Source organism: Aliiroseovarius sp. xm-d-517, from assembly GCF_013283135.1.
GTDB lineage: Bacteria > Pseudomonadota > Alphaproteobacteria > Rhodobacterales > Rhodobacteraceae > Aliiroseovarius > Aliiroseovarius crassostreae.
The window spans coordinates 2,545,442-2,567,472 of the sequence record NZ_WBXT01000001.1; the positions used below are offsets into that span (position 1 = coordinate 2,545,442).

Sequence of the window (22,031 nt, forward strand, 5' to 3'; positions counted from 1 at the left end):
GAAGGGCATTTATCTGGAAGGATAGCATCTATGGCTACCGAGCAACCGGCAACGCGGCCGGCTAACCCGCGGTTTTCTTCTGGCCCCTGCGCCAAACCCCCCACATGGAATTTGGATGCTCTGTCGGACGCCGCTCTGGGCCGTTCGCACCGCGCGGCCATCGGCAAGGACAAGCTGAAAGCCGCGATTGAAGGCACCCGTGAGGTGCTGGGCATCCCCGCAGATTACAAGATCGGCATCGTTCCGGCGTCGGACACCGGTGCTGTGGAAATGGCTCTGTGGTCGCTTCTGGGTGCCCGCGGCGTGGAAATGCTGGCCTGGGAATCGTTCGGGTCGGGCTGGGTCACCGATGTGACCAAGCAGCTGAAGCTGGATGCTGTGACCAAAGTGGCCGACTATGGCCAACTGCCGGATCTGGCCTCGGTCGATTTTGCCAATGATGTTGTCTTTACCTGGAACGGCACCACCTCGGGTGTGCGGGTTCCGAACGGTGACTGGATCCCGGCGGACCGGGACGGGCTGACCATCTGTGATGCCACCTCGGCGGCCTTTGCGATGGACCTGCCCTGGGACAAGCTGGATGTGACCACGTTTAGCTGGCAGAAAGTGCTGGGCGGCGAAGCAGCCCACGGCATTCTGATCCTGTCGCCCCGCGCGGTGGAACGTCTGGAAAGCTATACGCCCGCATGGCCGCTGCCGAAAATCTTCCGCCTGACCAAAGGTGGCAAGCTGATCGAGGGCATCTTTACTGGTGCTACGATCAACACGCCGTCGATGCTGGCGGTCGAAGATTACCTGTTTGCTCTCGACTGGGCGCGCTCGGTGGGTGGTCTGAAAGGTCTGATCGCCCGTGCGGATGCCAACACCGCCGAAGTGACGAAATTTGTCGAAGCCACCGACTGGATCGAGTTTTTGGCCGATGATCCGGCGACCCGGTCGAACACCTCGGTCTGCGTGAAGTTCAACGACGCGCGTATCACCGATGGGGCCAGTTTCGCCAAGGCCGTCGCCAAACGTCTGGAAGCCGAAGGTGTGGCGCTGGATGTGGGCGCCTATCGTGACGCACCGGCCGGTCTGCGGATCTGGTGTGGTGGCACGGTGGAAGCCTCTGACGTGGCGGCGCTGATGCCGTGGCTTGACTGGGCGTTCAACGCGGAAATCGCAGCCCTCTGATCCGGCACGGATCCTTTTCAAAGATGACCCGCAGGACCCTCGAAAAACTTTAAACTTTCGCCTCAAAGGCAGCAAAAAGTTTAAAGTTCTGGGTCCCGGCCCCTTACAAACTTTAAAGAATAGGAGCCCAGCACATGGCCCCCAAAGTTCTCGTATCCGACAAGCTGTCGGAAACCGCCGTTCAGATTTTCCGCGACCGTGGCATTGATGTGGATTTCATGCCCGAGCTTGGCAAAGACAAGGAAAAGCTGGCTGAAGTTATCGGTCAATATGATGGTCTGGCGATCCGCTCGGCCACCAAGGTGACCCCGACCATTCTGGAAGCTGCCACCAATCTGAAAGTGGTTGGCCGCGCTGGGATCGGTACGGATAATGTTGATAAAACAGCAGCTTCCAAGAAGGGTGTGATCGTGATGAACACGCCGTTCGGCAACATGATCACCACCGCTGAACATGCGATTGCAATGATGTTTGCGGTTGCGCGCCAGATCCCTGAGGCCTCTGCCTCGACCCATGCGGGCAAATGGGAAAAGTCGAAATTCATGGGGGTCGAGCTGACCAACAAGACGCTGGGCGTGATTGGCGCCGGCAATATCGGTGGCATCGTCTGCGACCGCGCGCTGGGTCTGAAGATGAAAGTCATCGCTTACGATCCCTTCCTTTCGGAAGAGAAAGCCGCGCAGATGGGTGTTGAAAAAGTTGAGCTGGAAGAGCTGCTGCCGCGCGCGGATTTCATCACTCTGCACGTGCCGCTTCTGGACGCGACCCGCAACATCCTGTCGCGTGAAGCCCTTGAAAAGACTAAGAAAGGTGTGCGGATTATCAACTGTGCCCGCGGTGGCCTGGTGGATGAAGCGGCGCTGGCGGATCTGCTGAAATCGGGTCATGTCGCAGGCGCGGCCTTTGACGTGTTCGCCGAAGAACCCGCCAAGGAGAACCCGCTCTTCAACCTGCCCAACGTGGTCTGCACCCCGCATCTTGGCGCTGCCACCACCGAAGCACAGGAAAACGTGGCCCTGCAAGTGGCTGAGCAGATGTCGGATTACCTGCTGACAGGTGCTGTGCAAAACGCGCTGAACATGCCGTCGGTGACGGCCGAAGAAGCCAAGGTCATGGGCCCGTGGATCAAGCTGGCCGAACATCTTGGCGCCTTTGTGGGTCAGATGACCGACGAGCCGATCAAGGCGGTGAACATCCTTTATGATGGTGTCGCCTCCGAGATGAACCTGAAGGCGCTGGACTGTGCGGTGATCGCAGGTCTGATGAAGCCGCAAACCCCTGATGTGAATATGGTTTCTGCCCCTGTCGTGGCGGCGGATCGCGGCATCAAAACCTCGACCACCACCCAGGCCAAGGGCGGTGCATTTGATGGTTACATCAAGGTGACCGTGGTGACCGACAAGCGCGAACGTTCGATTGCGGGCACCGTGTTCTCGGATGGCAAGCCGCGCTTCATCCAGATCAAGGGCATCAATATCGACGCCGAGATCGGCAACCACATGCTCTACACCACCAATGACGATGTGCCTGGCATCATCGGGACGCTCGGGAAAACCATGGGCGAAAACGGCGTGAACATCGCGAACTTTACTCTGGGTCGGAAAGACGCGGGGGGGGATGCGATCGCGCTTTTGTATGTGGACGCGCCGGTGCCTGCCGAAGTGCAGGCGGCCTTGAAAGACACCGGTTTGTTCAACTCGGTCACGCCGCTGTCGTTTGACGTGTAAGGTGTTGAAATAGAAAGAAAGCCCCGGATATTCTCCGGGGCTTTTTTGTTGGTTACTCCGTATCCAGCACGCCTGATTTGAACAGGGCCCCGGCTGCAGCGGCGCCCAGAACCGGGGCAAGGATGAACAGCCACAGCTGGCTGATGGCGTGCCCTCCCGCAAACAATGCCGGACCAAATGACCGCGCCGGGTTCACCGACACGCCGGTCACGTTGATCCCCACCAGATGGATCACGACGAGGGTCAGACCGATGGCGATACCTGCAACGGCGCCGGGGGCGCCTGATCCGGTGGCGCCAAGGATCACCACGACAAACAGGAAGGTGGCGACCAGTTCGAACACAAAGGCGGACATCATATTGTATTCACCCAGATAACCGGCACCCCAACCGTTCTGACCCAGCCCGGATGTGCTCACATCAAACCCGCCCCCTTTACCGCTGGCGATGACAAACAGGATCGCAGCCCCCGCCACGGCGCCGGCCAGCTGCGCAAGGATATAGGTCAGCGCCTTGGAGCTGGGCAGGCGACCAGCGATCACCGCCCCGATGGTCACGGCGGGGTTGATGTGACAGCCTGAGACATTGCCAATTCCATAGGCCATGCCGATCAGTGCCAGACCAAAGGCAAAACTGATGCCGGTCAGCCCGATATCGCCGCCCGCAATCACGGCGGCGCCGCAGCCGAACAATACCAAACTCATGGTGCCAATAAATTCTGCAACTGCTTGTTTCATATGGGGACTCCCTGTTACTAGAAACGCATTGGTGCCCATTTTGCGCAGCTTGCCCCGTCTGGTCGCGGGGAATTTGGAGGCGCAGACCACCCCTACAGGAGCCGCCCATGACACGCGTTTATGCCATTGGTGATGTTCACGGCCATCTGGATAAGCTGATCGCAGCCCATGCGTTGATTGCAGAAGATCGCGCGCGTTGCTGCGACGCGGATGCGCCTGTTGTGCATATCGGCGACCTTGTGGATCGTGGCCCGGACTGTAAGGGCGTGATCCAGTATCTGATCGACGGGCAGGTGCGCGGGGAAAACTGGGTGGTGCTGAAAGGCAATCACGACCGCATGATGGAGATGTTCCTGCGGGATTATCCGATGGTCGATCACATGCTGCTGCATGACCACAACTGGCTTCACCCTCGGATCGGTGGGGTGGAAACGCTGGCCAGTTATGGGGTTGAGGTGCCCGAGGGTATCCGCACCTATCAGTTGCACGCACAGGCCCTGGCCGCCGTGCCCCAAGCGCATCGCCGGTTTCTGGATACGCTGCCCTGCCTGCATCGCATAGAGGATTTGTGTTTTGTTCATGCGGGCATCCGCCCCGGCGTCGCGCTGGAGGATCAGGTGGAAGATGACCTGACCTGGATCCGGCAGGAATTCCACAATTCAGATGCCGATCACGGCCCGCTGATCGTGCATGGGCATACGCCTGTGGATGAGGTCACGCACTATGGCAATCGCCTGAACATCGACACCGGCGCCGGACACGGCAAAGACATCGGCGTCGTTGTGATCGAGGGGCGGGACGCTTGGGTTCTGTCGGAGGACGGGCGCAAGCCCGTCAAAGGCTGTGCCTACTCCGCCGCATAGGCCGCCCGCGCTTCCACCACCATTTCATGACGTTCGGCTGCCCAGATCAGCAGGGGTTTGAGATGTGCACAAAGCTCCTGCCCCAATTCTGTCAGCGCATAGGTGACAGAAACGGGCGGGCCTGCATCCACCGTCCGGGTTAAATAGCCATCGCGTTCCATCTTGCGCAGGTTTTCGGTGAGCACCCGTTGCGTGATGTCCCCGACAGACCGTTTCAACGCGCCAAATCGCAGATCGCCATCGTCCAGAGCAAATAGGATCAGCATCTGCCATTTGCCCGTGACCTGCGACAGAACCTGCCGGATCGGACAGTTCGCGGCCTCTTCTTTTGTCAGTGCGGTTACTTTGACCATACCTGGTTCCTAAATAGTGCGTAATTGATACCTGGTGCAGAAATAATACTTAATACGGCACAGAACAACAGTTGATTCGAAAGGATAGCGAAATGACCCCGACTGAAACCGTTCTTGCCGCCGTGACTGCCCTGTTTGTGGACTTCGACCCCGAGGCGGCGGGCAAGCTTTTGAAAGAGGATTACATCCAGCACAATCCGGCCGTGCCGACCGGTGCTGCGCCCATCCTGGGCTTTCTGCCCGCGCTCAAGGAAAGTGGTCTGACCGCAGAACCGCATCGCGTGATTGCCGAAGGGGATCTGGTGGTGCTGCACTCAACACTGCACAATGCCCAGGCTTTTGGGGGCGAAACGCTGGTGGCCTTTGATGTGTTCCGGGTTGAGGATGGTAAAGTTGCCGAACATTGGGACAACCTGCAAGCCGCCGTGCCCGCCGATCAAACCGCATCGGGCAATTCAATGACCGACGGGGCGACCGAGATCACGGATCGAGAGAAAACGGCCGCGAACAAGGCGCTGGTTGAAGCATTTGTAGCAGACGTTCTGCACGGGGCCGCTCCGGAAAAGATCACCGACTACATTTCGACCGAGACATATATCCAGCACAACCCGCTGGTGGGGAACGGGCTGGATGGTCTCGGGGCAGCCCTTGCGGCCCTTGCAGAGGCGGGTCAGGCCATGGCCTATACCGATACCCATATGGTGGTGGCCGAGGGTAATTTTGTCTTTGCGGCCTCCGAAGGTACGCTGGGGGATCAGCACACCGCTTTCTTTGATCTGTTCCGGGTGGAAGGCGGCAAGATCGTCGAACATTGGGACACGATGTCAGGGATCCCGACCGAAATGGCCCATGGGAACGGCAAGTTCTGATTTCTTGAAACAAAAAAGCCCCGGTGTTTCCACCGGGGCTTTCTGTTTCAGAGAAAATGCTGATTAAGCGTCTTCGTCTTTTTTCTTTTTCGGCTCAGGAGCAACCTCTTCGCCGGTTTCCTGATCGACAACTTTCATCGACAGGCGCACCTTGCCGCGGTCGTCAAAGCCAAGCAGTTTGACTTTCACTTCCTGACCTTCTTTCAGAACGTCCGACGGGTGGTTCAGGCGGCGGTTTTCGATTTGCGATACGTGCACCAGGCCGTCGCGCTTGCCGAAGAAGTTCACGAAGGCGCCGAAATCGACGATCTTCACGACCTTACCGTTATAGATCGCACCTTCTTCCGGCTCTGCCACGATCGAGTGGATCATGTCATAGGCCTTCTGGATGGCGTCGCCGTTCGGCGAGGCGATCTTGATCACGCCGTCGTCATTGATGTCGACCTTGGCGCCCGACACTTCCACGATCTCGCGGATGACCTTACCGCCCGAACCGATCACTTCACGGATCTTGTCGGTCGGGATGTTCATGGTCTCGATACGCGGGGCGTGTGCCGAAAACTCCTGACGGCCTTCGGTCAGGGCTTTGCCCATCTCGGCCAGGATGTGCATACGGCCATCCTTGGCTTGTGCCAGGGCTTTCTCCATGATCTCGGGCGTGATGCCTGCGACCTTGATGTCCATCTGCAGCGAGGTGATGCCGTTTTCGGTACCAGCCACTTTGAAGTCCATATCGCCCAGGTGATCTTCGTCACCCAGAATGTCGGTCAGAACAGCGTACGACCCGTCATCTTCCAGGATCAGACCCATGGCCACACCAGCAACCGGAGCCTTCAGCGGAACAGCGGCGTCCATCATGGACAGCGAGCCACCACAGACCGATGCCATCGAGGACGAACCGTTCGATTCGGTGATCTCGGAGACCAGACGGATGGTGTAGGGGAAGTCGGTGGCCGACGGCAGAACCGCCTGCAGCGCACGCCATGCCAGCTTGCCGTGACCGATTTCACGACGACCCGGAGGGCCAAAGCGGCCCACTTCACCAACCGAATAGGGCGGGAAGTTATAGTGCAGCAGGAAGTTGGATTTATAGGTGCCGGTCAGCGCGTCGATCATCTGTTCGTCGTCGCCGGTGCCCAGCGTGGTCACAACCAGACCTTGGGTCTCGCCGCGGGTGAACAGGGCTGAGCCGTGGGTACGGGGCAGGATGCCAACCGAGCTGTCGATGGCGCGGACAGTGTCCAGTGCGCGGCCGTCGATACGCTTGCCGGTTTTTACAACGTCGCCACGAACAACAGCCGATTCCAGCTTCTTCAGGGCGGTGCCGAGGTTGGCATCTTCTTGCTGCTCTTCGGTCAGCGAGGCGATGATCTCTTCCTTGGCAGCGGCCACGGCAGCAACGCGTTCCTGCTTGTCGGTGTTGCCGTATGCGGCGCGGATCTTGTCTTCACCAGCGGCTTTAACAGCCTCATACAGGTCCGAGTAGTCAGCAGGCTGGAAGTCAAACGGCTCTTTCGCAGCTTCTTCGGCCAGTTCGATGATCAGGTCGATCACCGGCTGAATTTGCTCATGCGCAAATTTCACGGCGCCCAGCATTTCAGCTTCCGACAGTTCGTAGGCTTCCGATTCCACCATCATCACGGCGTCTTTGGTGCCGGCCACAACAAGGTCCAGACGCTGGTCTGGGTTGTTGCGCAGATCGTGCATGTCGTCGCAGGTCGGGTTCAGGATGTATTCACCATCTTCAAAACCAACGCGGCAAGCGCCGATCGGGCCCATGAACGGCGCACCCGAAATGGTCAGCGCGGCCGAAGCTGCGATCATCGCAACCATGTCGGGGTCGTTAACCAGGTCGTGCGACAGCACGGTGCAGATCACCAGAACTTCGTTTTTGAAGCCGGGAACAAACAGCGGGCGGATCGGACGGTCGATCAGGCGCGAGGTCAGCGTCTCTTTCTCGGTCGGACGGGCTTCACGCTTGAAGAAACCACCGGGGATCTTACCAGCGGCATAGTATTTCTCATTGTAGTGAACCGTCAGCGGGAAGAAGTCCTGACCGGGCTTCTGCTGGCGCGCGAAGGTCACGTTGGCCATGACAGAGGTCTCGCCCAGAGTGGCGATGACCGAACCGTCGGCCTGACGGGCAACCTTGCCCGTTTCCAGAGTGAGGGTTTCTTCGCCCCACTCCATCGATTTTTTAGTTACGTCAAACATCATGTTTTCCTAGTTGGAAGCACTCCCGGCCCTCCGGGTCTCCCGTTGAAATGGCGGCCCCATTGCCGCCGACCCCACTATCCTATTCGAGCGCCGGGGTCCGGGCGCAAGTCTCAGATGTTTGCGCCATACATGAAAAGGGGCCGCTTGGGAAGAGGGGGTGGTTTTGGCGCCGGATTGTTTCGTGATCTGTGCTGGATTTTGCGCGGGATTTCGGCAAGGGTGGCGGCAGATTGTTTAACACGTTCCAGAGCCTGCAAATGCTGCGTCCCCTTCTTTCGGTTTTTTTATTGTCCCTTGTCTTGAGCGCAGTCCTGAGCGCACCGATCATGGCAGAGCCCGCAGCGCGCATTCTTGCCATCGGTGACAGCCTGATTGCGTGGAACGGAGCAGGGCAGAAATCCGTGGCGGATGTGATGGCGCAGGAATTGGGGGAACCGGTCAAAAGCCGGGCCGTATCGGGTGCGCGGATCATCTATGGGCTGCCAATTTCTGGCGCGCTGGGGATGCGGATTTCACGCCAGTTCAACCCGAAACAGCCGCGTGACTGGGTGGTGCTGTCAGGCGGCGGCAATGACCTGTGGTTTGGATGTGGCTGCAGCAAATGTGACCGGCGCATGGGGCGAATGATTGCCGAGGATGGCCGCAGCGGCGCGGTGGTGGATCTGGTCGCGAAAATTCGCAAGTCCGGCGCGCGGGTGGTGATGCTGGGCTATCTGCGCAGCCCCGGTGTGAACTCGCCGATTGAAAGCTGCCGCGATGAGGGTGACGCCTATGAGGCACGTCTGGCGGCGATGGCAAAACGCCTCAAGGGGGTGCATTTCCTGTCCAACGCCGATCTGGTGCCTCATGGCGACAAGAGCTTCCACGCCTTTGACATGATCCACCCGTCAATCAAGGGCAGCCGCACGATTGGAAAGCGGGTGGTGGAGTTGATCCGGCGTGAGGATAAGGGGCGTTAAACTGGGTGCTAACGCGAGGCGTTTGGGGTTTGACACAAAAAACGCCCGCCTCTTTCGAGACGGGCGCATCATTCCGAATATCGGAGCGATTAGCGGCGCAGGCCGAGGCGTTTGATCAGGTCCTGGTAACGGGCCTCGTCTTTTGCCTTGGTGTAGTCCAAGAGCTTACGACGCTGAGCAACCATTTTCAGAAGGCCACGACGACCGTGGTTGTCCTTCTTGTGGGTTTTGAAGTGCTCGGTCAGGGTCGCGATACGCGAGCTGAGGATGGCAACCTGTACTTCGGGCGAACCGGTGTCACCGTCTTTGGTGCCGAACTCTTTGATCAGACGAGCTTTTTCTTCGGGCGTAATCGACATCGGGGTCTCCTTTACAAGGTTAAAGTGGATGGCGCAGGCCGGGATGTCGTCCAGCAGGGCCCATGGAGGTATCGGTCCCGTTTCAGAAACCGATGCGCGCGTATAGGGGGATTCTGCAGCAATGGCAAGGAAAACAAGGCTGCTCAGGGCGTGGATTGCGGGGCGTTGATCTGCTCGATGATCTGTTGCGCCCAATTTCCGATCACTGGAATGAAGTCGATCGAAGACAGCATCTGCACGACCACGGCCACAAGAAAGGTGGCGCCCAGAACCGACCCCAGCCCAAAGGCCAGCCCCCGGTAAAGCTGAAACAGGCCCAGTTTCCACAGGCTGTCATGCAGGCGGATGAAGCGGTGACTGTTCAGGTGATGCACTTCTTCCCGCAAGGCGCGGATCTCGTCACCGATGCTGGAGGTGCGGGTGTCAACCGGCGTCTGATCTGATTTTTGCACGGAGCCTCCGTTAACTATTTCTTATATTTTTAAGGGCATTTAGTGAAATTTGAAGGCATTTTTTTTTGCAAGTCGGGTGTGGTTGCGGTAGCCTCGGGCGAGTGGTTGTGTGTCACCTCACGATTCTCGTTATGGTGTGATATAAGTGGTGATGGCAAAAAATACAGGTGCCAAATGCTGTTAGGTCTATTGTTTCTCGGTCTCGTGCCCGCTGCCTTCATGGCAGAGGGATTTCTTGAAGGCAGCAAAGAGATTGAGCCGGATGATGTGCAACCGACGACCAACGGCCAGACCACGGGGGAATCGACCGGCGATTTCCTGAACCCTGACAGCTCCCAATCTCCCGATGAGGGCGATGTTCTCAACCCGATTGATCAGCCGGGTGAAGGGGCTGGTGAAGGGCCGGACGCAACCTTTCTTGACAAGCTGCTGGCAGAAAACACCGACGCGATCTACGGGTTGCAGGACTATGACAAGATCACGGATGATCGTGACCCCGACCCTGTTCAACTGGGCGATGGGGATGATGTTTTTGTCGGGTCCAGCGATGGAACGGCCTCGGACGCGGCGCTTCAACTGTTTAACGGCACCCCCTTTGTCGATCTGCAAGAGGACGAGCTGGTTGAGGTGATCGACGGGCAGGGCGGCGATGACACCATCACCACAGGGGATGATGCCAGCTTTGCCTTCGGAGGTGCCGGGGATGATCTGATCACCGTGGGCGCCGCACCTGCGGCCGTTTTTGGCGGTGAAGGCAATGATCAGATTGTCGGCGCCTATACCGCAAATGATGACCAATATTCGGGCTATCTCGATGGGGGGCTTGGCAATGACAGCATCCTTGGCGGCGAAGGCATTGACCTGATTTTCGGCGGGCAGCATGATGATACCGGTGACGGGCCGGATGATGATACCCTGTCCGGCGGTGCCGGGGATGACCAGATTGCCGGCGGTTATGGTGCGGATGAAATCTCTGGGGATACTGGCGATGACATTCTAAATCACCTCGGCCACGCGATGGAAAACAGCGGTGCTGAGCGCAGCAGCTTTGACTGGCACATCGATGGTGACAGTGACACGCTGGATGGTGGGGAAGGCAATGACACTCTGATCTTTGACCGGTTCGATATCGCAACTGGTGGCGAAGGAGCGGATAATTTCCACCTCTATTCCGATCAGGGCGCCGGGCTTGGCCATGCAACCGTCACCGATTTTGTGTCTGGCGAGGATTTTCTGCGCATCACGCTTGATCCAGATGTCGACCCCGACACCATAGCGCTCGAGGTGACCCCTTCTGATGATGGGGAGGATGGTGTGGTTTCGGTGAACGGCGAAGTTGTCGCCATCTTGCAAGGTGCGCCCGGAGCCACGGTTGCCGACCTCTATGTTGAGGTCATGGAAGAGGTCTACGCCTAACGATCGGACCGTCGTGAGTGTGCCCGCAAACTGTTCTCTAGCTTTACTGGCCCCCGTCAGTCGCGTTTCCGCGGTCCCAGCGCATTGGTTGCGTAGCATAGGCAATATACAGTGGATGCTTTGGATGCCCCGCTTTGCTCAGCCCAAGGTGATACAAGCGGTGGCCTCGCGCGCGCAGTAGATCTGCAACCTCATTCCCCCTGTCCCGATGCGCTCCATGTGTCCCCCAGCCGCAAATGATCTGGTCGGCCCAGTCACATCCTGCCAGCAGTTCCAGATCGTTTTCCGGCCCGACCGGATCTGCCGCCTGGCGCATTACCTGTGGATGCGTCTCGCGTAGGCCAAAGATGTTGACCACACGAAATCCGCCAAATCCCAATGCGCGCGCCCGGCGTTCACACCGCTCTACAGTGGGATCGTTCTGAATTTCCGTCGCCTTGGAGGGGTTCAGCATGATGAAAAGAACCCGTTTCGCCTGTGGGTCCCATACGCGCGTCAGAGCATAGCGATAATGTTCGCAATCCGAATAGACCGCTACGCTGGCGGCATCGCCTTTTTGAAACTCTCGTGTAATCATGCCTGTCATTGCCCCCGCTTGACGGGAAAAGCAATCCCTTGCCAATTTTGTCCAAAAGGTCAAAACTGTTCGCTTGAGGAAAGGACACCACCATGCTGATTGCCGAGATCATTCGTAAAAAACGCGACGGGCACCGTCTGGAAATGGACGAGATTGCTGCCATGGTTCAGGGGATTACAGATCAGACTGCCAGCGAAGGGCAGGTGGCGGCTTTTGCCATGGCGGTCTTTTTCCAGGGCATGGTGCCGGACGAGGCCGCGCAACTTACCCTGTCCATGCGCGACAGCGGGGATGTCTTTCGCTGGGATGACCTGCCCGGCCCGGCGGTCGACAAGCATTCGACCGGAGGGGTGGGGGATAATGTCAGTCTGATGCTCGCACCGATTGTTGCCGCCTGCGGCGGGTATGTGCCAATGATTTCCGGCCGTGGGCTGGGCCATACCGGGGGCACTTTGGACAAGATGGAGGCCATTCCCGGCTATACCGTGACCCCCGACAACGCGCTCTTTGCCAGGGTTGTGAAAGATGTCGGTTGCGCGGTGATTGGCCAGACCGCCAATCTCGCCCCCGCTGACAAACGCTTTTACGGCATTCGTGATGTGACCGCGACGGTGGAAAGCATTCCGCTCATCACGGCCTCGATCCTGTCCAAAAAACTTGCGGCTGGGCTGGGTTCTCTTGTGATGGACGTGAAGTTTGGCAACGGGGCTTTCATGGCCAACTATGAAACGGCCAAGGATCTGGCCCTTTCAATCACACAAGTGGCCCGCAGTGCAGACCTGCCATGCCACGCTTTGCTGACCGATATGAACCAACCGCTGGCCTCGGCGGCAGGCAATGCGTTGGAAGTGGTCAATGCGATCGAATTCCTGACCGGCACCAAGCAAGATCCCCGTCTGCGTGAGGTCACGCTTGCCCTTTGCGCGGAAATGCTGCTCACCTCAGGCTTGCAAACAGATCGCATGGCAGCGTTGACTGCGGTCACCCGCGCACTGGATAGCGGTAAAGCGGCCGAGCTATTTGGCCGTATGGTGACGGCGCTGGGCGGCCCCGCAGACCTGATCGAAAACCACAGCTCCCTGCTGCCAAAAGCAAAGCATGTTACGCAGGTATGTGCGCAGGCCGATGGATTTATCCGTGCAATTGACACCCGCAATATCGGCCTTGCCGTGGTTGAACTTGGCGGTGGACGCAGGCGCGCCTCAGATGAGGTCAATCCCGCTGTCGGGCTGACCGGGCTCCTGGATTTGGGGGTGGCAGTCTCAAAAGGTGATCCAATTGCCTTGATCCATGCAGATGATGATACCCATGCCGCCGCTGCCCATGAGCAGATCCTTGCGGCCTACCAAATCGGCACCGCCCCCGAAAAAACACCCGCCTTACGTGACATTGTCGAAGGCTAATGCTGTTCAGAGATCTTATCCGCAAAGACCACTCCCGCAATGCATAAGGGGCGCTGCCCCTCGCCTCTTCGAGGCTCACCCCGAGGTATTTGAGGCAAGAAAAAGGGGCGCGCACGCCAGCCTCATTTTCTGGTTAGCAATATCCTGGGGTGAGGCCACGCTATAAAAGCGGGGCCGAGGGGCAAAGCCCCTTTTGGTTTGGGCCGCGATAGCAATGCGGTGTTGTGGCGTCTTCGTGCGGGTTACTGATTGAAAACGCGGCTGGGATGCAATTCACCCGAGCGGAATATCCCCACCGCAACTGCCTTGCCTTCAAAGGAAGCCCAGGCTTCATCGCCGTATTCTACGTCGGATCCCAGCACCATGCCAGGATTGCCATGTTTCAGGCGCGTGGCACCATCTGCGGTGCAGATCAGTTCGGGCAGTTCGAACAGGCCGTCTTCCAGAGGCAGCAGATATTGGTCCAGCTCACCTGTTTTGGAAAGGCTTTCAACCAGTTCCATGCTGACACCATCCTCAACCTCAAACGGGCCGGACCAGATCCGACGCAATTCGCGAACATGGCCAAAACAGCCAAGGGCTTCGCCCAAATCGCGGGCAATGGCACGCACATACCCCCCTTTGCCGCAGGTCATTTCCAGCGTTACATGATCCGCATCATCGCGCTCGACCACCCGCAGTTCCTCGACCCAAAGTGGTCGCGCGGCAATCTCGAAATCCTCATCGTCCCGGGCGAGCTTGTAGGCGCGTTCACCATCGATCTTGATGGCAGAAAATTTGGGCGGAACCTGCATGATCTGACCCGTGAACTGGTCAAGGGCTGCCTCGATTTCATCATCGGATGGGCGTGCAGTTGTTTCGGAAATCACCTCACCCTCGGCATCATCGGTGTTGGTTGCCTGTCCCAACCGCACGGTGAAGCGATAGGCCTTCAGCGTATCCGTCACATAAGGAACCGTCTTGGTGGCCTCCCCCAGCGCAACGGCAAGAACGCCGGTGGCTTCCGGGTCCAATGTGCCCGCGTGGCCCGCTTTTTTTGCGCCCATCGCCCAGCGCACCTTGTTCACCACCGCGTTTGAGCTGATGCCCGCCGGCTTGTCCACAATCAACCAGCCGTGAATGTCGCGTCCCTTGCGTTTGCGTGCCATATGCCGTGCCCCACAGATGAATTTTCCCACCCGCGGGTCAATCGGGGTGGCGGTGTCAGTCTAGTTGAAGAGAAGAGGTCAGTCTTCGTCGCTTCTGTCGTCGTCCAACCCTTCGTCCAGATCCCGCTGCACGTCCTCTTGTGCGAACAGGCGACGGGTTTCGTCCATCTGGTCGAAGGTTTCGTCAATCTGGAACCGTAGGTCAGGTGTGAACTTGAGGTTCGTCGACTTGCCAAGGGCGCGGCGCAGCTCGCTTTTGTTGCGGGCGAGGGCCTGAATCGCTTCGTCCTTCCCATGCCCGCCAAGAGGCAGCACATAGGCGGTGGCAATCTTCAGGTCCGGCGACGTGCGCACCTCACCCACCGTGATCGACATCCGGTTCAGCTCGGGGTCATGCACATCGCCGCGTGCCAGCACCTCTGACAGGGTGCGGCGAATCAATTCAGCCACACGCAGCTGTCGCTGCGACGGGCCATCGTGGTCATGAAATCGGTTCTTTGCCATGGCGTCCACATAGGGCGGAATGCGCAATCATGCAAGCAGGGCTTTGCCAAGCAGGGAAATGCGGGTTAGGAGAGGAACGAAATAAGGAGACAAGACATGAGCGAATTGCCGGGCATTGTTGTGATGGGGGCGTCAGGCCGGATGGGGCAGATGCTGATCAAAGAGGTCCTGGCCTCGGACAAGGCGCGGCTGGTTGGTGCGCTTGATCGCCCGGGGCATGACTGGATCGGGCGTGATGTGGGCGAATGTATGGGCGGCCAGCCGGTTGGCGTTGCGGTCAGCGATGACGCGCTGGAAACCATGTCCAAAGCACAGGCCGTGATTGATTTCACCGCCCCGTCTGCGACCGTGGACATGGCTGAAATCGCCGCGCAGGCCCGTGCCGTGCATGTGATCGGCACCACTGGGCTGACCGATGAGGATCTCGAAAAACTCCGCCTTGCCGGGCGGCACGCCACGATTGTGCGGGCTGGCAATATGAGCCTTGGGGTGAACCTCCTCACCCAGCTGACCAAAAAGGTCGCAGCGGCGTTGGATGAAGATTACGATATCGAGATCATCGAAAGCCACCATCACCACAAGGTGGATGCGCCCTCTGGCACTGCATTGATGCTGGGAGAGGCTGCCGCTGAAGGGCGTGGTGTGAACCTGACGGATGTGTCCGATCGTGGCCGCGACGGGATCACCGGAGCACGCAAACGCGGTGATATCGGGTTTCATGCCATCCGCGGCGGTGACATCATCGGGGAACATGATGTTCTGTTCGCCGCTGAGGGGGAGCGCATCACGCTTCGTCACGTGGCCAGCGATCGGTCTGTCTTTGCACGGGGTGCGTTGAAAGCCGCGCTTTGGGGGCAGGGCCAGAAGCCTGGCGAATATGACATGCTGGATGTGCTCGGTCTCTGAAGCCGCGCGCCTTTTTCTTGCCCGAAATACCTCGGGGTGAGAGCGAAGCTCGAGGGGCAGAGCCCCTTTCGGCGTGATTTGAGGGGCGCCTCAGAAGTCGATGGCGATGCCCTTTTTTTCCCAATCGCCATAGCGCACGGGTTCGGGCCCGTCGCGTCCACCATATTCCTTGGGGATCGCTTTTGCATCGGCTTCCGCCTTTTTTCGCCGTGCCTCTGCCTCATCCAGGGCGCGTTGGGCGGCGGGTGGCAGATCTCGTTTTTCGTCGGACATGTCGATATCCTTGTCGCTATGCTGGGATTGATATAGGCCGCTCATGACAAAAAGGCAAAGGTGAGAAAATGGCGGGTGCAAGACAGGCCGGGCAAAAAGGCAAAACACGTGTCATCGACACGCGGCATGTTGTGGTGGACCTGCTGGGGGATGTGATCGAAGACAAGCGTCTGCTGTCCGAAGTTCTGCCCAAGCGGTTGAAACGTCTTGAGGTGGAAGAGCGCGCACGTGCCCAACGACTGGTTTTGACGGTTCTGCGCGGTATGGACCGTGCCGACCGGATGCTGGGACCGCATCTGAAAAAACGCCCCCCGCTCCGGGTGATGAATATCCTGCGCCTGGGGGTGGTTGAAATCTGCTCGGGGGGGGCAGCACATGGGGTGGTGAATTCCTGTGTCTCCGCCGCGCGTGAGGACCGCACCACCGAGAAAATGTCAGGGCTGGTCAACGCCGTTTTGCGCAAAATTTCGGGGGAGGTCGATAAATGGGACAAGTTGCCCGTGCCCCGTCTGCCGAAATGGCTGCGCAAACCGCTTTTGGCAGATTACGGCAAGGAAGCGGTCGAAGCGATGGAGGTCGCGCATTTTGCTGGGGCGCCGTTGGACCTCTCCGCCAAATCGAATTCGGCAGACCTTGCAGATCGCCTGACGGGGATGCACTTGCCGACGGGGTCGGTGCGCCTGATGGATCCCGGACAGGTGACGGCCTTGCCGGGTTATGCATCCGGGGATTGGTGGGTGCAGGATGTGTCGGCGTCTCTGCCGGCGAAGGTGCTGAGCGCGCAAGCCGGAGAGCGGGTTCTGGATATGTGTGCAGCCCCCGGGGGCAAAACGATGCAGCTTGCGTCAGCGGGGGCGGAGGTGACCGCTTTGGATATTTCCGAGGGGCGCATGAGACGGGTTGAGGAGAACCTTAACCGCACCGGGTTGCAGGCCACCACGGTTGTCGGTGACGCGCTGGAATTCGAGGACGGACCGTTTGATGCGATCTTGCTGGATGCACCATGCACGGCAACCGGTACAATCCGGCGTCACCCGGACCTGCCACATGCCAAGGATGGAAGCGAGTTTCCGGGCCTGTTCGAGCTGCAGGAATATATGATCGACCGGGCGCTGCGCCTTTTGCGGCCGGGCGGGCGGCTGGTGTTTTGCACGTGTTCTTTGCTGATTGACGAGGGGGAAGAGCAGGTGCGGGATGCGCTGTCGCGCCACGAAGGCCTGAAACTGGACCTTGACGCCTTGCGTATTCCCGGTGTGGATGAGGGTTGGATAGGCCCTGAAGGGCTGCGCCTGTTTCCCCATTATCACGCCGATCTGGGCGGGATGGACGGGTTTTTTGTCACCGCTTTTCGCAAGGCCTGACATCGCGGTTTAACGTGCCCGCTGCAGGCGTGAAATCGCCAGATGACAGAGGCGACGCCCGGATGTATGCTCCTCTCAACCCCCGACAAAAAGAGGGGAATACTGGTTTGAGGTGAAGCCCGGTTGGCCGCAAAAAGGCCATGCAGGGCAAGGAGTTGCCAAGGTGAAGCAGGTGGCACAGCGAACGCCCCCAACAGATTTTCGAAACCAGCTCGCCAATCGCTGGCAGGCATGGCGCTCTACCCGTGCGGCGCCGGCAACGGGGTTTGTGTCGCAGCCAGAGCCACGGACAGTGGGATCTTTTGCCAGAGGCAAGCAACTGGTGGCGGGCAATTTTCTGTTTGCCGGACATCTGGTGAATGCGCCTGCATGTGGATTGTGGGATCTTGCCCCGCCGAGTCCGCAATTTGCCAAAGAATTGCAGGGGTTTGTCTGGCTGGATGACCTGGCGGCCCTCGGGGATCTTCAGGCCAGGAAACGGGGCCAGGACTGGTTGATCGACTGGATTGATCACTTCGGTGCAGGACGTGGACCGGGCTGGACCCCGGACCTGACCGGGCGGCGTTTGATCCGCTGGATCAACCATGCGCTGTTCCTGATGGCTGGAATGGAGCCTGCAAACAGCAAGCGGTTTTTCTCCTCACTTGGGCAGCAGACGATTTTTCTGTCGCGCCGCTGGCATGGGGCCAGTCCGGGACTGCCCCGGTTCGAAGCGTTGACGGGGTTGATCTATGCGGGCCTCAGCCTGACCGGGATGGAAAAGCATGTCGCGCCCGCGGTGCGCGCGCTGGCGCAGGACTGTCGTGAGCAGATTGACGCCGAAGGTGGCATTCCGACCCGCAACCCCGAAGAGCTGCTGGAGGTATTTACCCTGCTGACCTGGGTGGCGTCCGCCCTGTCCGAAACTGGACAAGCCGCACCTTCAGATCATCTTGCAGCCATGGAACGGATCGCTCCCACCCTGCGGGCCTTGCGCCACGCTGATGGTGGGCTGGCGCGGTTTCATGGCGGCGGGCGTGGCCTTGAGGGGCGATTGGATCATGCGCTGGCAAGTTCCGGCATTCGCGGAGGTGCGCATCCGGGTCTGTCGATGGGATTTGCCCGGATGACCGGAGGGCGCACAACAATTGTAGTGGATGCGGCCGCCCCTCCTCGGGGAAGGGCGTCTGTCAATGCCCATGCCTCAACCCTGTCTTTCGAACTGACCTCGGGGCGGCGCCCGCTGATCGTGAATTGCGGCACCGGCGTTCAGTTTGGAGAGGATTGGCGCAAGGCGGGGCGGGCCACACCTTCGCATTCCACACTGGGCCTCAAGGGGGTGTCGTCCTCACGCGTGGCGGATGGAGGGGATGGGGCAAGTGGTCAACTGGTTCAGGCCCCCGAAGATGTGCGGGTGCAGATGACACAGGATGCGGGGCGGGTGGGTATCTTTGCCGATCATGACGGCTATCTGTCCAGCCATGGCCTTTTGCACATGCGTCGTCTGGAGCTGAGCGTGGATGGTCGTGACCTGACCGGCGAAGAAACGCTTGCGGCACTCGATCCCGACCATAAGGGCCGGTTTGATGCGGTGATGGATGCGCGCGGGTTGCAGGGAATTCCTTTCGCGGTGCGTTTCCACCTGCACCCGGATGTGGATGCGGCGCTGGATCTGGGGGGGACGGCCGTGTCGATGGCGCTCAGATCAGGTGAAATCTGGGTTTTCCGCCATGACGGACAGGCCGAACTGACGCTGGAAAACAGCGTTTATCTGGAAAAAACGCGTTTAAAGCCCCGTGCGACGAAACAGGTGGTTCTCAGGGCGGTCGCAATGGATTATGCGACACGCATTCGTTGGTCATTGGCAAAGGCGCAAGAGACCCCTTCGGTTCTGCGCGACCTTGAAGACGGTGACCGCGAGCTGCCACAGTAACTTCGCTGCCTAAGGGGCCAGACCGACATGACCGACCTTCATCGCGTAGAGCGCGCGCTTATTTCCGTATCCGACAAGACCGGGCTTATTGAGCTGGGACAGGCGCTGGAGGCGCGCGGTGTTGAAATCCTGTCGACCGGCGGGTCTGCCAAGGCGCTGCGTGAGGCCGGTGTGGCCGTGAAAGATGTCTCGGAAATCACCGAGTTCCCGGAAATGATGGATGGTCGGGTGAAAACCCTGCATCCCCGCGTGCATGGTGGCCTTCTGGCCCTGCGCGACAATGACGAGCATGTTGCCGCCATGACCGAGCACGGTATCGGCGCCATCGACCTTCTCGTTGTGAACCTTTACCCGTTTGAGGCCACTGTCGCCAAAGGGGCCGATTATGACACCTGCATCGAAAACATCGACATTGGTGGCCCGGCGATGATCCGTGCCGCGGCCAAGAACCACGCCTTCGTGAACGTGGTTGTGGATGTGGAAGATTACGAAAAACTGCTGGGTGACATGGATCAGCATGGCGGCAAGACCTGCCCCAAATTCCGTAAAAAGCTGGCGCAGAAGGCCTATGCCCGCACTGCGGCCTATGATTCGGCCGTGTCGAACTGGATGGCCAAGGCGCTGGAACTGGATGCGCCCAAGCGCCGCGCCTTTGCCGGTGAGCTGAAACAGACCCTGCGTTATGGCGAAAACAGCCACCAGAAAGCGGCGTTTTACACCGATGGCTCGAACCGTCCCGGCGTGGCAACCGCTGTTCAGTTGCAGGGTAAGGAGCTGAGCTACAACAACATCAACGACACTGATGCAGCCTATGAGCTGGTGGCCGAATTTGACCCCGCCGAAAGTGCTGCCGTGGCGATCATCAAACACGCCAACCCCTGCGGTGTGGCAAAAGGTGCGACGCTGGTTGAAGCCTATCAAAAGGCGTTCGACTGCGACCGCACCTCGGCTTTCGGGGGCATCGTGGCCCTGAACAAACCGCTGGATGCCGAGACCGCAACCAAGATTGTCGAGATCTTCACCGAGGTTGTCATTGCGCCGGGCGCATCTGATGAGGCCAAGGAAATCTTTGCTGCCAAGAAAAACCTGCGCCTGCTGCTGACCGATGGCCTTCCGAACACGCGTGAGCCGATTGTGGCTTATAAACAGGTTGCCGGTGGCATGCTCGTTCAGGACAAGGATGTCGGCTATGTCGGTATGGAGGACCTGAAGGTTGTGACCGAAAAAGCGCCGACCGATGAGCAGATGCAAGACCTTCTGTTTGCATGGAAAGTTGCCAAACACGTGAAATCCAATGCGATTGTCTATGTGAAAGGCAACGCAACCGTCGGTGTTGGTGCAGGGCAGATGTCGCGTCTCGACAGCGCCAATGTTGCCGCGTCGAAAGCGGGCCGGATGGCGGCAGAGCTGGGTCTGGATGAAAGCCTCGCCAAGGGCTGCGCCGTGGCATCGGATGCGTTTTTCCCCTTCCCCGATGGCCTGATGGAAGCCGCCGCTGCGGGTGGCGCCTGCGTGATCCAGCCCGGTGGCTCGATGCGCGATGACGAGGTGATCAAGGCGGCAAATGAGGCCGGCCTCGCCATGGTCTTCACCGGTATGCGTCACTTCCGCCATTGATCCCGATGCGTGTGATTGCTCTTTTTGCTGCCCTGTCGCTCCTGATTGATCAGGGCAGCAAGTTTTTTGTGCTGAATGTGCTGGACCTTGCGCAACGTGGCTGGGTTGAAGTGTTTCCGCCTTTTCTGAATTTCCAGATGGCCTGGAATCGGGGGGTCAATTTCGGCCTCTTCGGGTCAGATGGCTCGGCGATGCGCTGGGTGTTGATTGCCCTTGCGCTGGGCATCTCTGCCTGGGTGGTGCGCTGGGTTGTCAAAACAGGCGCGGGTCGCCTGGCGCTGATCAGTGCGGGGCTTTTGGTCGGTGGGGCGCTCGGGAATGTGGTGGACCGGGTGATTTACGGGGCCGTGGTTGATTTTCTGAACATGTCCTGCTGTGGTTTTCAAAACCCCTATTCCTTCAACGTCGCGGATATATTTGTCTTTGCCGGCGCATTTGGGCTGGTGCTTTTTGCCGATCCTGCCAAGTCCGAGTGAAAGGCGCGTGACGCGCGTTTCCAGATGGGCTAAGAAACGGTAAGAAATGGGGGTTTGCTCAATGCGCAATGTAACGATGAAAGTTCTGATCCTCGGGGCCACCCTGTTTGCGATCTCTGCCTGCAGCAGCGATGACAACCCACGCCTGATGAACCTGAAATCGACACAAAGCAGCCCGGATGAGTTTGCCATCCTGCCAACCAAGCCGTTGCAGGAACCCCCGAGCTATCGTGATCTGCCCCCGCCAACCCCCGGTGGCAGCAACCTGACCGACCCGACCCCGATCAAGGACGCGGTGGCGGCACTGGGCGGAAAGCCCGGATTGCTGGACGATACCGGGATCCGGCGCAGCGAAACCGCGCTGGTATCCTACGCGGGGCGCAAAGGCGTGACGGGCAATATCCGTCAGGCGCTTGCTGCGGAAGATCTGGAATGGCGTCGCGAAAACGATGGGCGCCTGCTGGAACGCCTGTTTGACGTGAATGTCTATTTCCGTGCGTATGAAAGGATGGAGCTGGATCAGCACCGTGAGCTTGAACGCCTCCGCCGTGCCGGCGTCTGGACCCCGTCCGCTCCGCCTGAATTCCTTCCGACCGAGTAAACCCGTCCCCCCTGTTGCAGCTTTGCACTTTTGCGCGCTTGGGTGCAGAAGCTTATCAACTTTGCGTGCGCATGGCTTGCAGCCCACGTCAGGGACCCTAACTTGATCGCAACAGAACAGGAGTGTTCC

The 22,031-nt window shown here is 59.0% G+C and carries 22 protein-coding genes; 13 read left to right on the forward strand and 9 right to left on the reverse strand.

Annotation, left to right across the window (positions count from 1 at the left end; all coding sequences use genetic code 11):
- The first annotated feature begins 30 nt into the window (after nt 1–30).
- Both XMD517_RS12085 and serA read left to right on the forward strand, forming a co-directional pair.
- Nucleotides 31–1,173, forward strand: a complete 1,143-nt coding sequence (locus XMD517_RS12085) for a phosphoserine transaminase (protein WP_173486751.1) — start codon at nt 31–33, stop codon at nt 1,171–1,173.
- A 134-nt stretch (nt 1,174–1,307) separates the two neighbouring features.
- The gene (gene serA, locus XMD517_RS12090) at nt 1,308–2,900 is read left to right on the forward strand and encodes a phosphoglycerate dehydrogenase (RefSeq protein WP_173486750.1); all 1,593 of its coding nucleotides are present in this window, start codon (nt 1,308–1,310) and stop codon (nt 2,898–2,900) included.
- 52 nt (nt 2,901–2,952) lie between these two features.
- Here serA and XMD517_RS12095 read toward each other — a convergent pair whose 3' ends face one another.
- Nucleotides 2,953–3,636, reverse strand: a complete 684-nt coding sequence (locus XMD517_RS12095; protein ID WP_173486749.1) for an aquaporin — start codon at nt 3,634–3,636, stop codon at nt 2,953–2,955.
- Nucleotides 3,637–3,743: 107 nt separating this feature from the next.
- Between XMD517_RS12095 and XMD517_RS12100 the strand changes: the two genes are divergently transcribed.
- Nucleotides 3,744–4,499 carry a metallophosphoesterase gene (locus XMD517_RS12100; RefSeq protein ID WP_173486748.1) on the forward strand — a complete coding sequence of 252 codons (756 nt, stop codon included), beginning with the start codon at nt 3,744–3,746 and terminating at the stop codon, nt 4,497–4,499.
- On the opposite strand, the gene XMD517_RS12105 is transcribed toward XMD517_RS12100, so the two are convergent.
- The gene (locus XMD517_RS12105; protein ID WP_173486747.1) at nt 4,484–4,852 is read right to left on the reverse strand and encodes a helix-turn-helix domain-containing protein; all 369 of its coding nucleotides are present in this window, start codon (nt 4,850–4,852) and stop codon (nt 4,484–4,486) included. The genes XMD517_RS12100 and XMD517_RS12105 overlap by 16 nt on opposite strands.
- Before the next feature lie 92 nt (nt 4,853–4,944).
- Between XMD517_RS12105 and XMD517_RS12110 the strand changes: the two genes are divergently transcribed.
- Complete coding sequence (locus XMD517_RS12110; protein WP_173486746.1) at nt 4,945–5,721, forward strand: nuclear transport factor 2 family protein; 777 nt, start codon at nt 4,945–4,947, stop codon at nt 5,719–5,721.
- A 63-nt stretch (nt 5,722–5,784) separates the two neighbouring features.
- Here the strand turns inward: XMD517_RS12110 and pnp are convergent, their stop codons facing one another.
- Complete coding sequence (pnp, locus tag XMD517_RS12115; RefSeq protein WP_173486745.1) at nt 5,785–7,935, reverse strand: polyribonucleotide nucleotidyltransferase; 2,151 nt, start codon at nt 7,933–7,935, stop codon at nt 5,785–5,787.
- A gap of 329 nt (nt 7,936–8,264) precedes the next feature.
- Between pnp and XMD517_RS12120 the strand changes: the two genes are divergently transcribed.
- Nucleotides 8,265–8,897 carry an SGNH/GDSL hydrolase family protein gene (locus XMD517_RS12120; RefSeq protein ID WP_254449838.1) on the forward strand — a complete coding sequence of 211 codons (633 nt, stop codon included), beginning with the start codon at nt 8,265–8,267 and terminating at the stop codon, nt 8,895–8,897.
- A gap of 89 nt (nt 8,898–8,986) precedes the next feature.
- Here XMD517_RS12120 and rpsO read toward each other — a convergent pair whose 3' ends face one another.
- Complete coding sequence (gene rpsO / locus XMD517_RS12125; RefSeq protein ID WP_055192751.1) at nt 8,987–9,256, reverse strand: 30S ribosomal protein S15; 270 nt, start codon at nt 9,254–9,256, stop codon at nt 8,987–8,989.
- A gap of 143 nt (nt 9,257–9,399) precedes the next feature.
- Entirely contained in the window at nt 9,400–9,708 is a 309-nt protein-coding gene (locus XMD517_RS12130) for a DUF5665 domain-containing protein (protein WP_368493367.1), read from the reverse strand.
- Between the two features lie 219 nt (nt 9,709–9,927).
- Here XMD517_RS12130 and XMD517_RS12135 point away from each other — a divergent pair, with 219 nt between their 5' ends.
- Nucleotides 9,928–11,124, forward strand: coding sequence for a calcium-binding protein (locus tag XMD517_RS12135; protein ID WP_173486743.1), 1,197 nt, complete (start codon nt 9,928–9,930; stop codon nt 11,122–11,124).
- Nucleotides 11,125–11,167: 43 nt separating this feature from the next.
- Here the strand turns inward: XMD517_RS12135 and XMD517_RS12140 are convergent, their stop codons facing one another.
- Nucleotides 11,168–11,701, reverse strand: a complete 534-nt coding sequence (locus XMD517_RS12140) for a DUF1643 domain-containing protein (RefSeq protein WP_173486923.1) — start codon at nt 11,699–11,701, stop codon at nt 11,168–11,170.
- Nucleotides 11,702–11,793: 92 nt separating this feature from the next.
- On the opposite strand from XMD517_RS12140, the gene deoA reads away from it, so the two are divergent.
- On the forward strand, nt 11,794–13,104 hold the full coding sequence (gene deoA, locus XMD517_RS12145) for a thymidine phosphorylase (protein WP_173486742.1): 1,311 nt from the start codon (nt 11,794–11,796) through the stop codon (nt 13,102–13,104).
- A gap of 242 nt (nt 13,105–13,346) precedes the next feature.
- Here the strand turns inward: deoA and truB are convergent, their stop codons facing one another.
- Entirely contained in the window at nt 13,347–14,252 is a 906-nt protein-coding gene (gene truB, locus XMD517_RS12150) for a tRNA pseudouridine(55) synthase TruB (protein WP_173486741.1), read from the reverse strand.
- Between the two features lie 78 nt (nt 14,253–14,330).
- Nucleotides 14,331–14,756 (reverse strand): 30S ribosome-binding factor RbfA, encoded by a 426-nt coding sequence (rbfA, locus tag XMD517_RS12155; protein WP_055192870.1) that lies wholly within the window; start codon nt 14,754–14,756, stop codon nt 14,331–14,333.
- A 96-nt stretch (nt 14,757–14,852) separates the two neighbouring features.
- Between rbfA and dapB the strand changes: the two genes are divergently transcribed.
- Complete coding sequence (dapB, locus tag XMD517_RS12160; protein ID WP_055192747.1) at nt 14,853–15,662, forward strand: 4-hydroxy-tetrahydrodipicolinate reductase; 810 nt, start codon at nt 14,853–14,855, stop codon at nt 15,660–15,662.
- Between the two features lie 90 nt (nt 15,663–15,752).
- On the opposite strand, the gene XMD517_RS12165 is transcribed toward dapB, so the two are convergent.
- Entirely contained in the window at nt 15,753–15,935 is a 183-nt protein-coding gene (locus XMD517_RS12165; RefSeq protein ID WP_173486922.1) for a DUF1674 domain-containing protein, read from the reverse strand.
- Nucleotides 15,936–16,003: 68 nt separating this feature from the next.
- Between XMD517_RS12165 and XMD517_RS12170 the strand changes: the two genes are divergently transcribed.
- From XMD517_RS12170 to XMD517_RS12190, 5 genes are all read left to right on the forward strand, one after another.
- Entirely contained in the window at nt 16,004–17,296 is a 1,293-nt protein-coding gene (locus XMD517_RS12170) for an RsmB/NOP family class I SAM-dependent RNA methyltransferase (protein WP_173486740.1), read from the forward strand.
- 172 nt (nt 17,297–17,468) lie between these two features.
- A complete protein-coding gene (locus XMD517_RS12175; protein ID WP_173486739.1) occupies nt 17,469–19,208 on the forward strand; it encodes a heparinase II/III family protein in 1,740 nt (579 codons plus the stop codon).
- A gap of 27 nt (nt 19,209–19,235) precedes the next feature.
- Nucleotides 19,236–20,825 carry a bifunctional phosphoribosylaminoimidazolecarboxamide formyltransferase/IMP cyclohydrolase gene (gene purH / locus XMD517_RS12180; protein ID WP_173486738.1) on the forward strand — a complete coding sequence of 530 codons (1,590 nt, stop codon included), beginning with the start codon at nt 19,236–19,238 and terminating at the stop codon, nt 20,823–20,825.
- A gap of 5 nt (nt 20,826–20,830) precedes the next feature.
- Nucleotides 20,831–21,301 carry a signal peptidase II gene (lspA, locus tag XMD517_RS12185; RefSeq protein WP_173486737.1) on the forward strand — a complete coding sequence of 157 codons (471 nt, stop codon included), beginning with the start codon at nt 20,831–20,833 and terminating at the stop codon, nt 21,299–21,301.
- A 61-nt stretch (nt 21,302–21,362) separates the two neighbouring features.
- Nucleotides 21,363–21,902 carry a DUF3035 domain-containing protein gene (locus XMD517_RS12190; protein ID WP_173486736.1) on the forward strand — a complete coding sequence of 180 codons (540 nt, stop codon included), beginning with the start codon at nt 21,363–21,365 and terminating at the stop codon, nt 21,900–21,902.
- Nucleotides 21,903–22,031: the final 129 nt, after the last annotated feature.

Bases quoted from the DNA above. Each gene is read 5' to 3' on its own strand.
- XMD517_RS12085 (WP_173486751.1), top strand. From the start codon at position 31: ATGGCTACCGAGCAACCGGCAACGCGGCCGGCTAACCCGCGGTTTTCT.
- serA (WP_173486750.1), top strand. From the start codon at position 1,308: ATGGCCCCCAAAGTTCTCGTATCCGACAAGCTGTCGGAAACCGCCGTT.
- XMD517_RS12095 (WP_173486749.1), bottom strand. From the start codon at position 3,636: ATGAAACAAGCAGTTGCAGAATTTATTGGCACCATGAGTTTGGTATTG.
- XMD517_RS12100 (WP_173486748.1), top strand. From the start codon at position 3,744: ATGACACGCGTTTATGCCATTGGTGATGTTCACGGCCATCTGGATAAG.
- XMD517_RS12105 (WP_173486747.1), bottom strand. From the start codon at position 4,852: ATGGTCAAAGTAACCGCACTGACAAAAGAAGAGGCCGCGAACTGTCCG.
- XMD517_RS12110 (WP_173486746.1), top strand. From the start codon at position 4,945: ATGACCCCGACTGAAACCGTTCTTGCCGCCGTGACTGCCCTGTTTGTG.
- pnp (WP_173486745.1), bottom strand. From the start codon at position 7,935: ATGTTTGACGTAACTAAAAAATCGATGGAGTGGGGCGAAGAAACCCTC.
- XMD517_RS12120 (WP_254449838.1), top strand. From the start codon at position 8,265: ATGGCAGAGCCCGCAGCGCGCATTCTTGCCATCGGTGACAGCCTGATT.
- rpsO (WP_055192751.1), bottom strand. From the start codon at position 9,256: ATGTCGATTACGCCCGAAGAAAAAGCTCGTCTGATCAAAGAGTTCGGC.
- XMD517_RS12135 (WP_173486743.1), top strand. From the start codon at position 9,928: ATGGCAGAGGGATTTCTTGAAGGCAGCAAAGAGATTGAGCCGGATGAT.
- XMD517_RS12140 (WP_173486923.1), bottom strand. From the start codon at position 11,701: ATGATTACACGAGAGTTTCAAAAAGGCGATGCCGCCAGCGTAGCGGTC.
- deoA (WP_173486742.1), top strand. From the start codon at position 11,794: ATGCTGATTGCCGAGATCATTCGTAAAAAACGCGACGGGCACCGTCTG.
- truB (WP_173486741.1), bottom strand. From the start codon at position 14,252: ATGGCACGCAAACGCAAGGGACGCGACATTCACGGCTGGTTGATTGTG.
- rbfA (WP_055192870.1), bottom strand. From the start codon at position 14,756: ATGGCAAAGAACCGATTTCATGACCACGATGGCCCGTCGCAGCGACAG.
- dapB (WP_055192747.1), top strand. From the start codon at position 14,853: ATGAGCGAATTGCCGGGCATTGTTGTGATGGGGGCGTCAGGCCGGATG.
- XMD517_RS12165 (WP_173486922.1), bottom strand. From the start codon at position 15,935: ATGTCCGACGAAAAACGAGATCTGCCACCCGCCGCCCAACGCGCCCTG.
- XMD517_RS12170 (WP_173486740.1), top strand. From the start codon at position 16,004: ATGGCGGGTGCAAGACAGGCCGGGCAAAAAGGCAAAACACGTGTCATC.
- purH (WP_173486738.1), top strand. From the start codon at position 19,236: ATGACCGACCTTCATCGCGTAGAGCGCGCGCTTATTTCCGTATCCGAC.
- lspA (WP_173486737.1), top strand. From the start codon at position 20,831: ATGCGTGTGATTGCTCTTTTTGCTGCCCTGTCGCTCCTGATTGATCAG.
- XMD517_RS12190 (WP_173486736.1), top strand. From the start codon at position 21,363: ATGCGCAATGTAACGATGAAAGTTCTGATCCTCGGGGCCACCCTGTTT.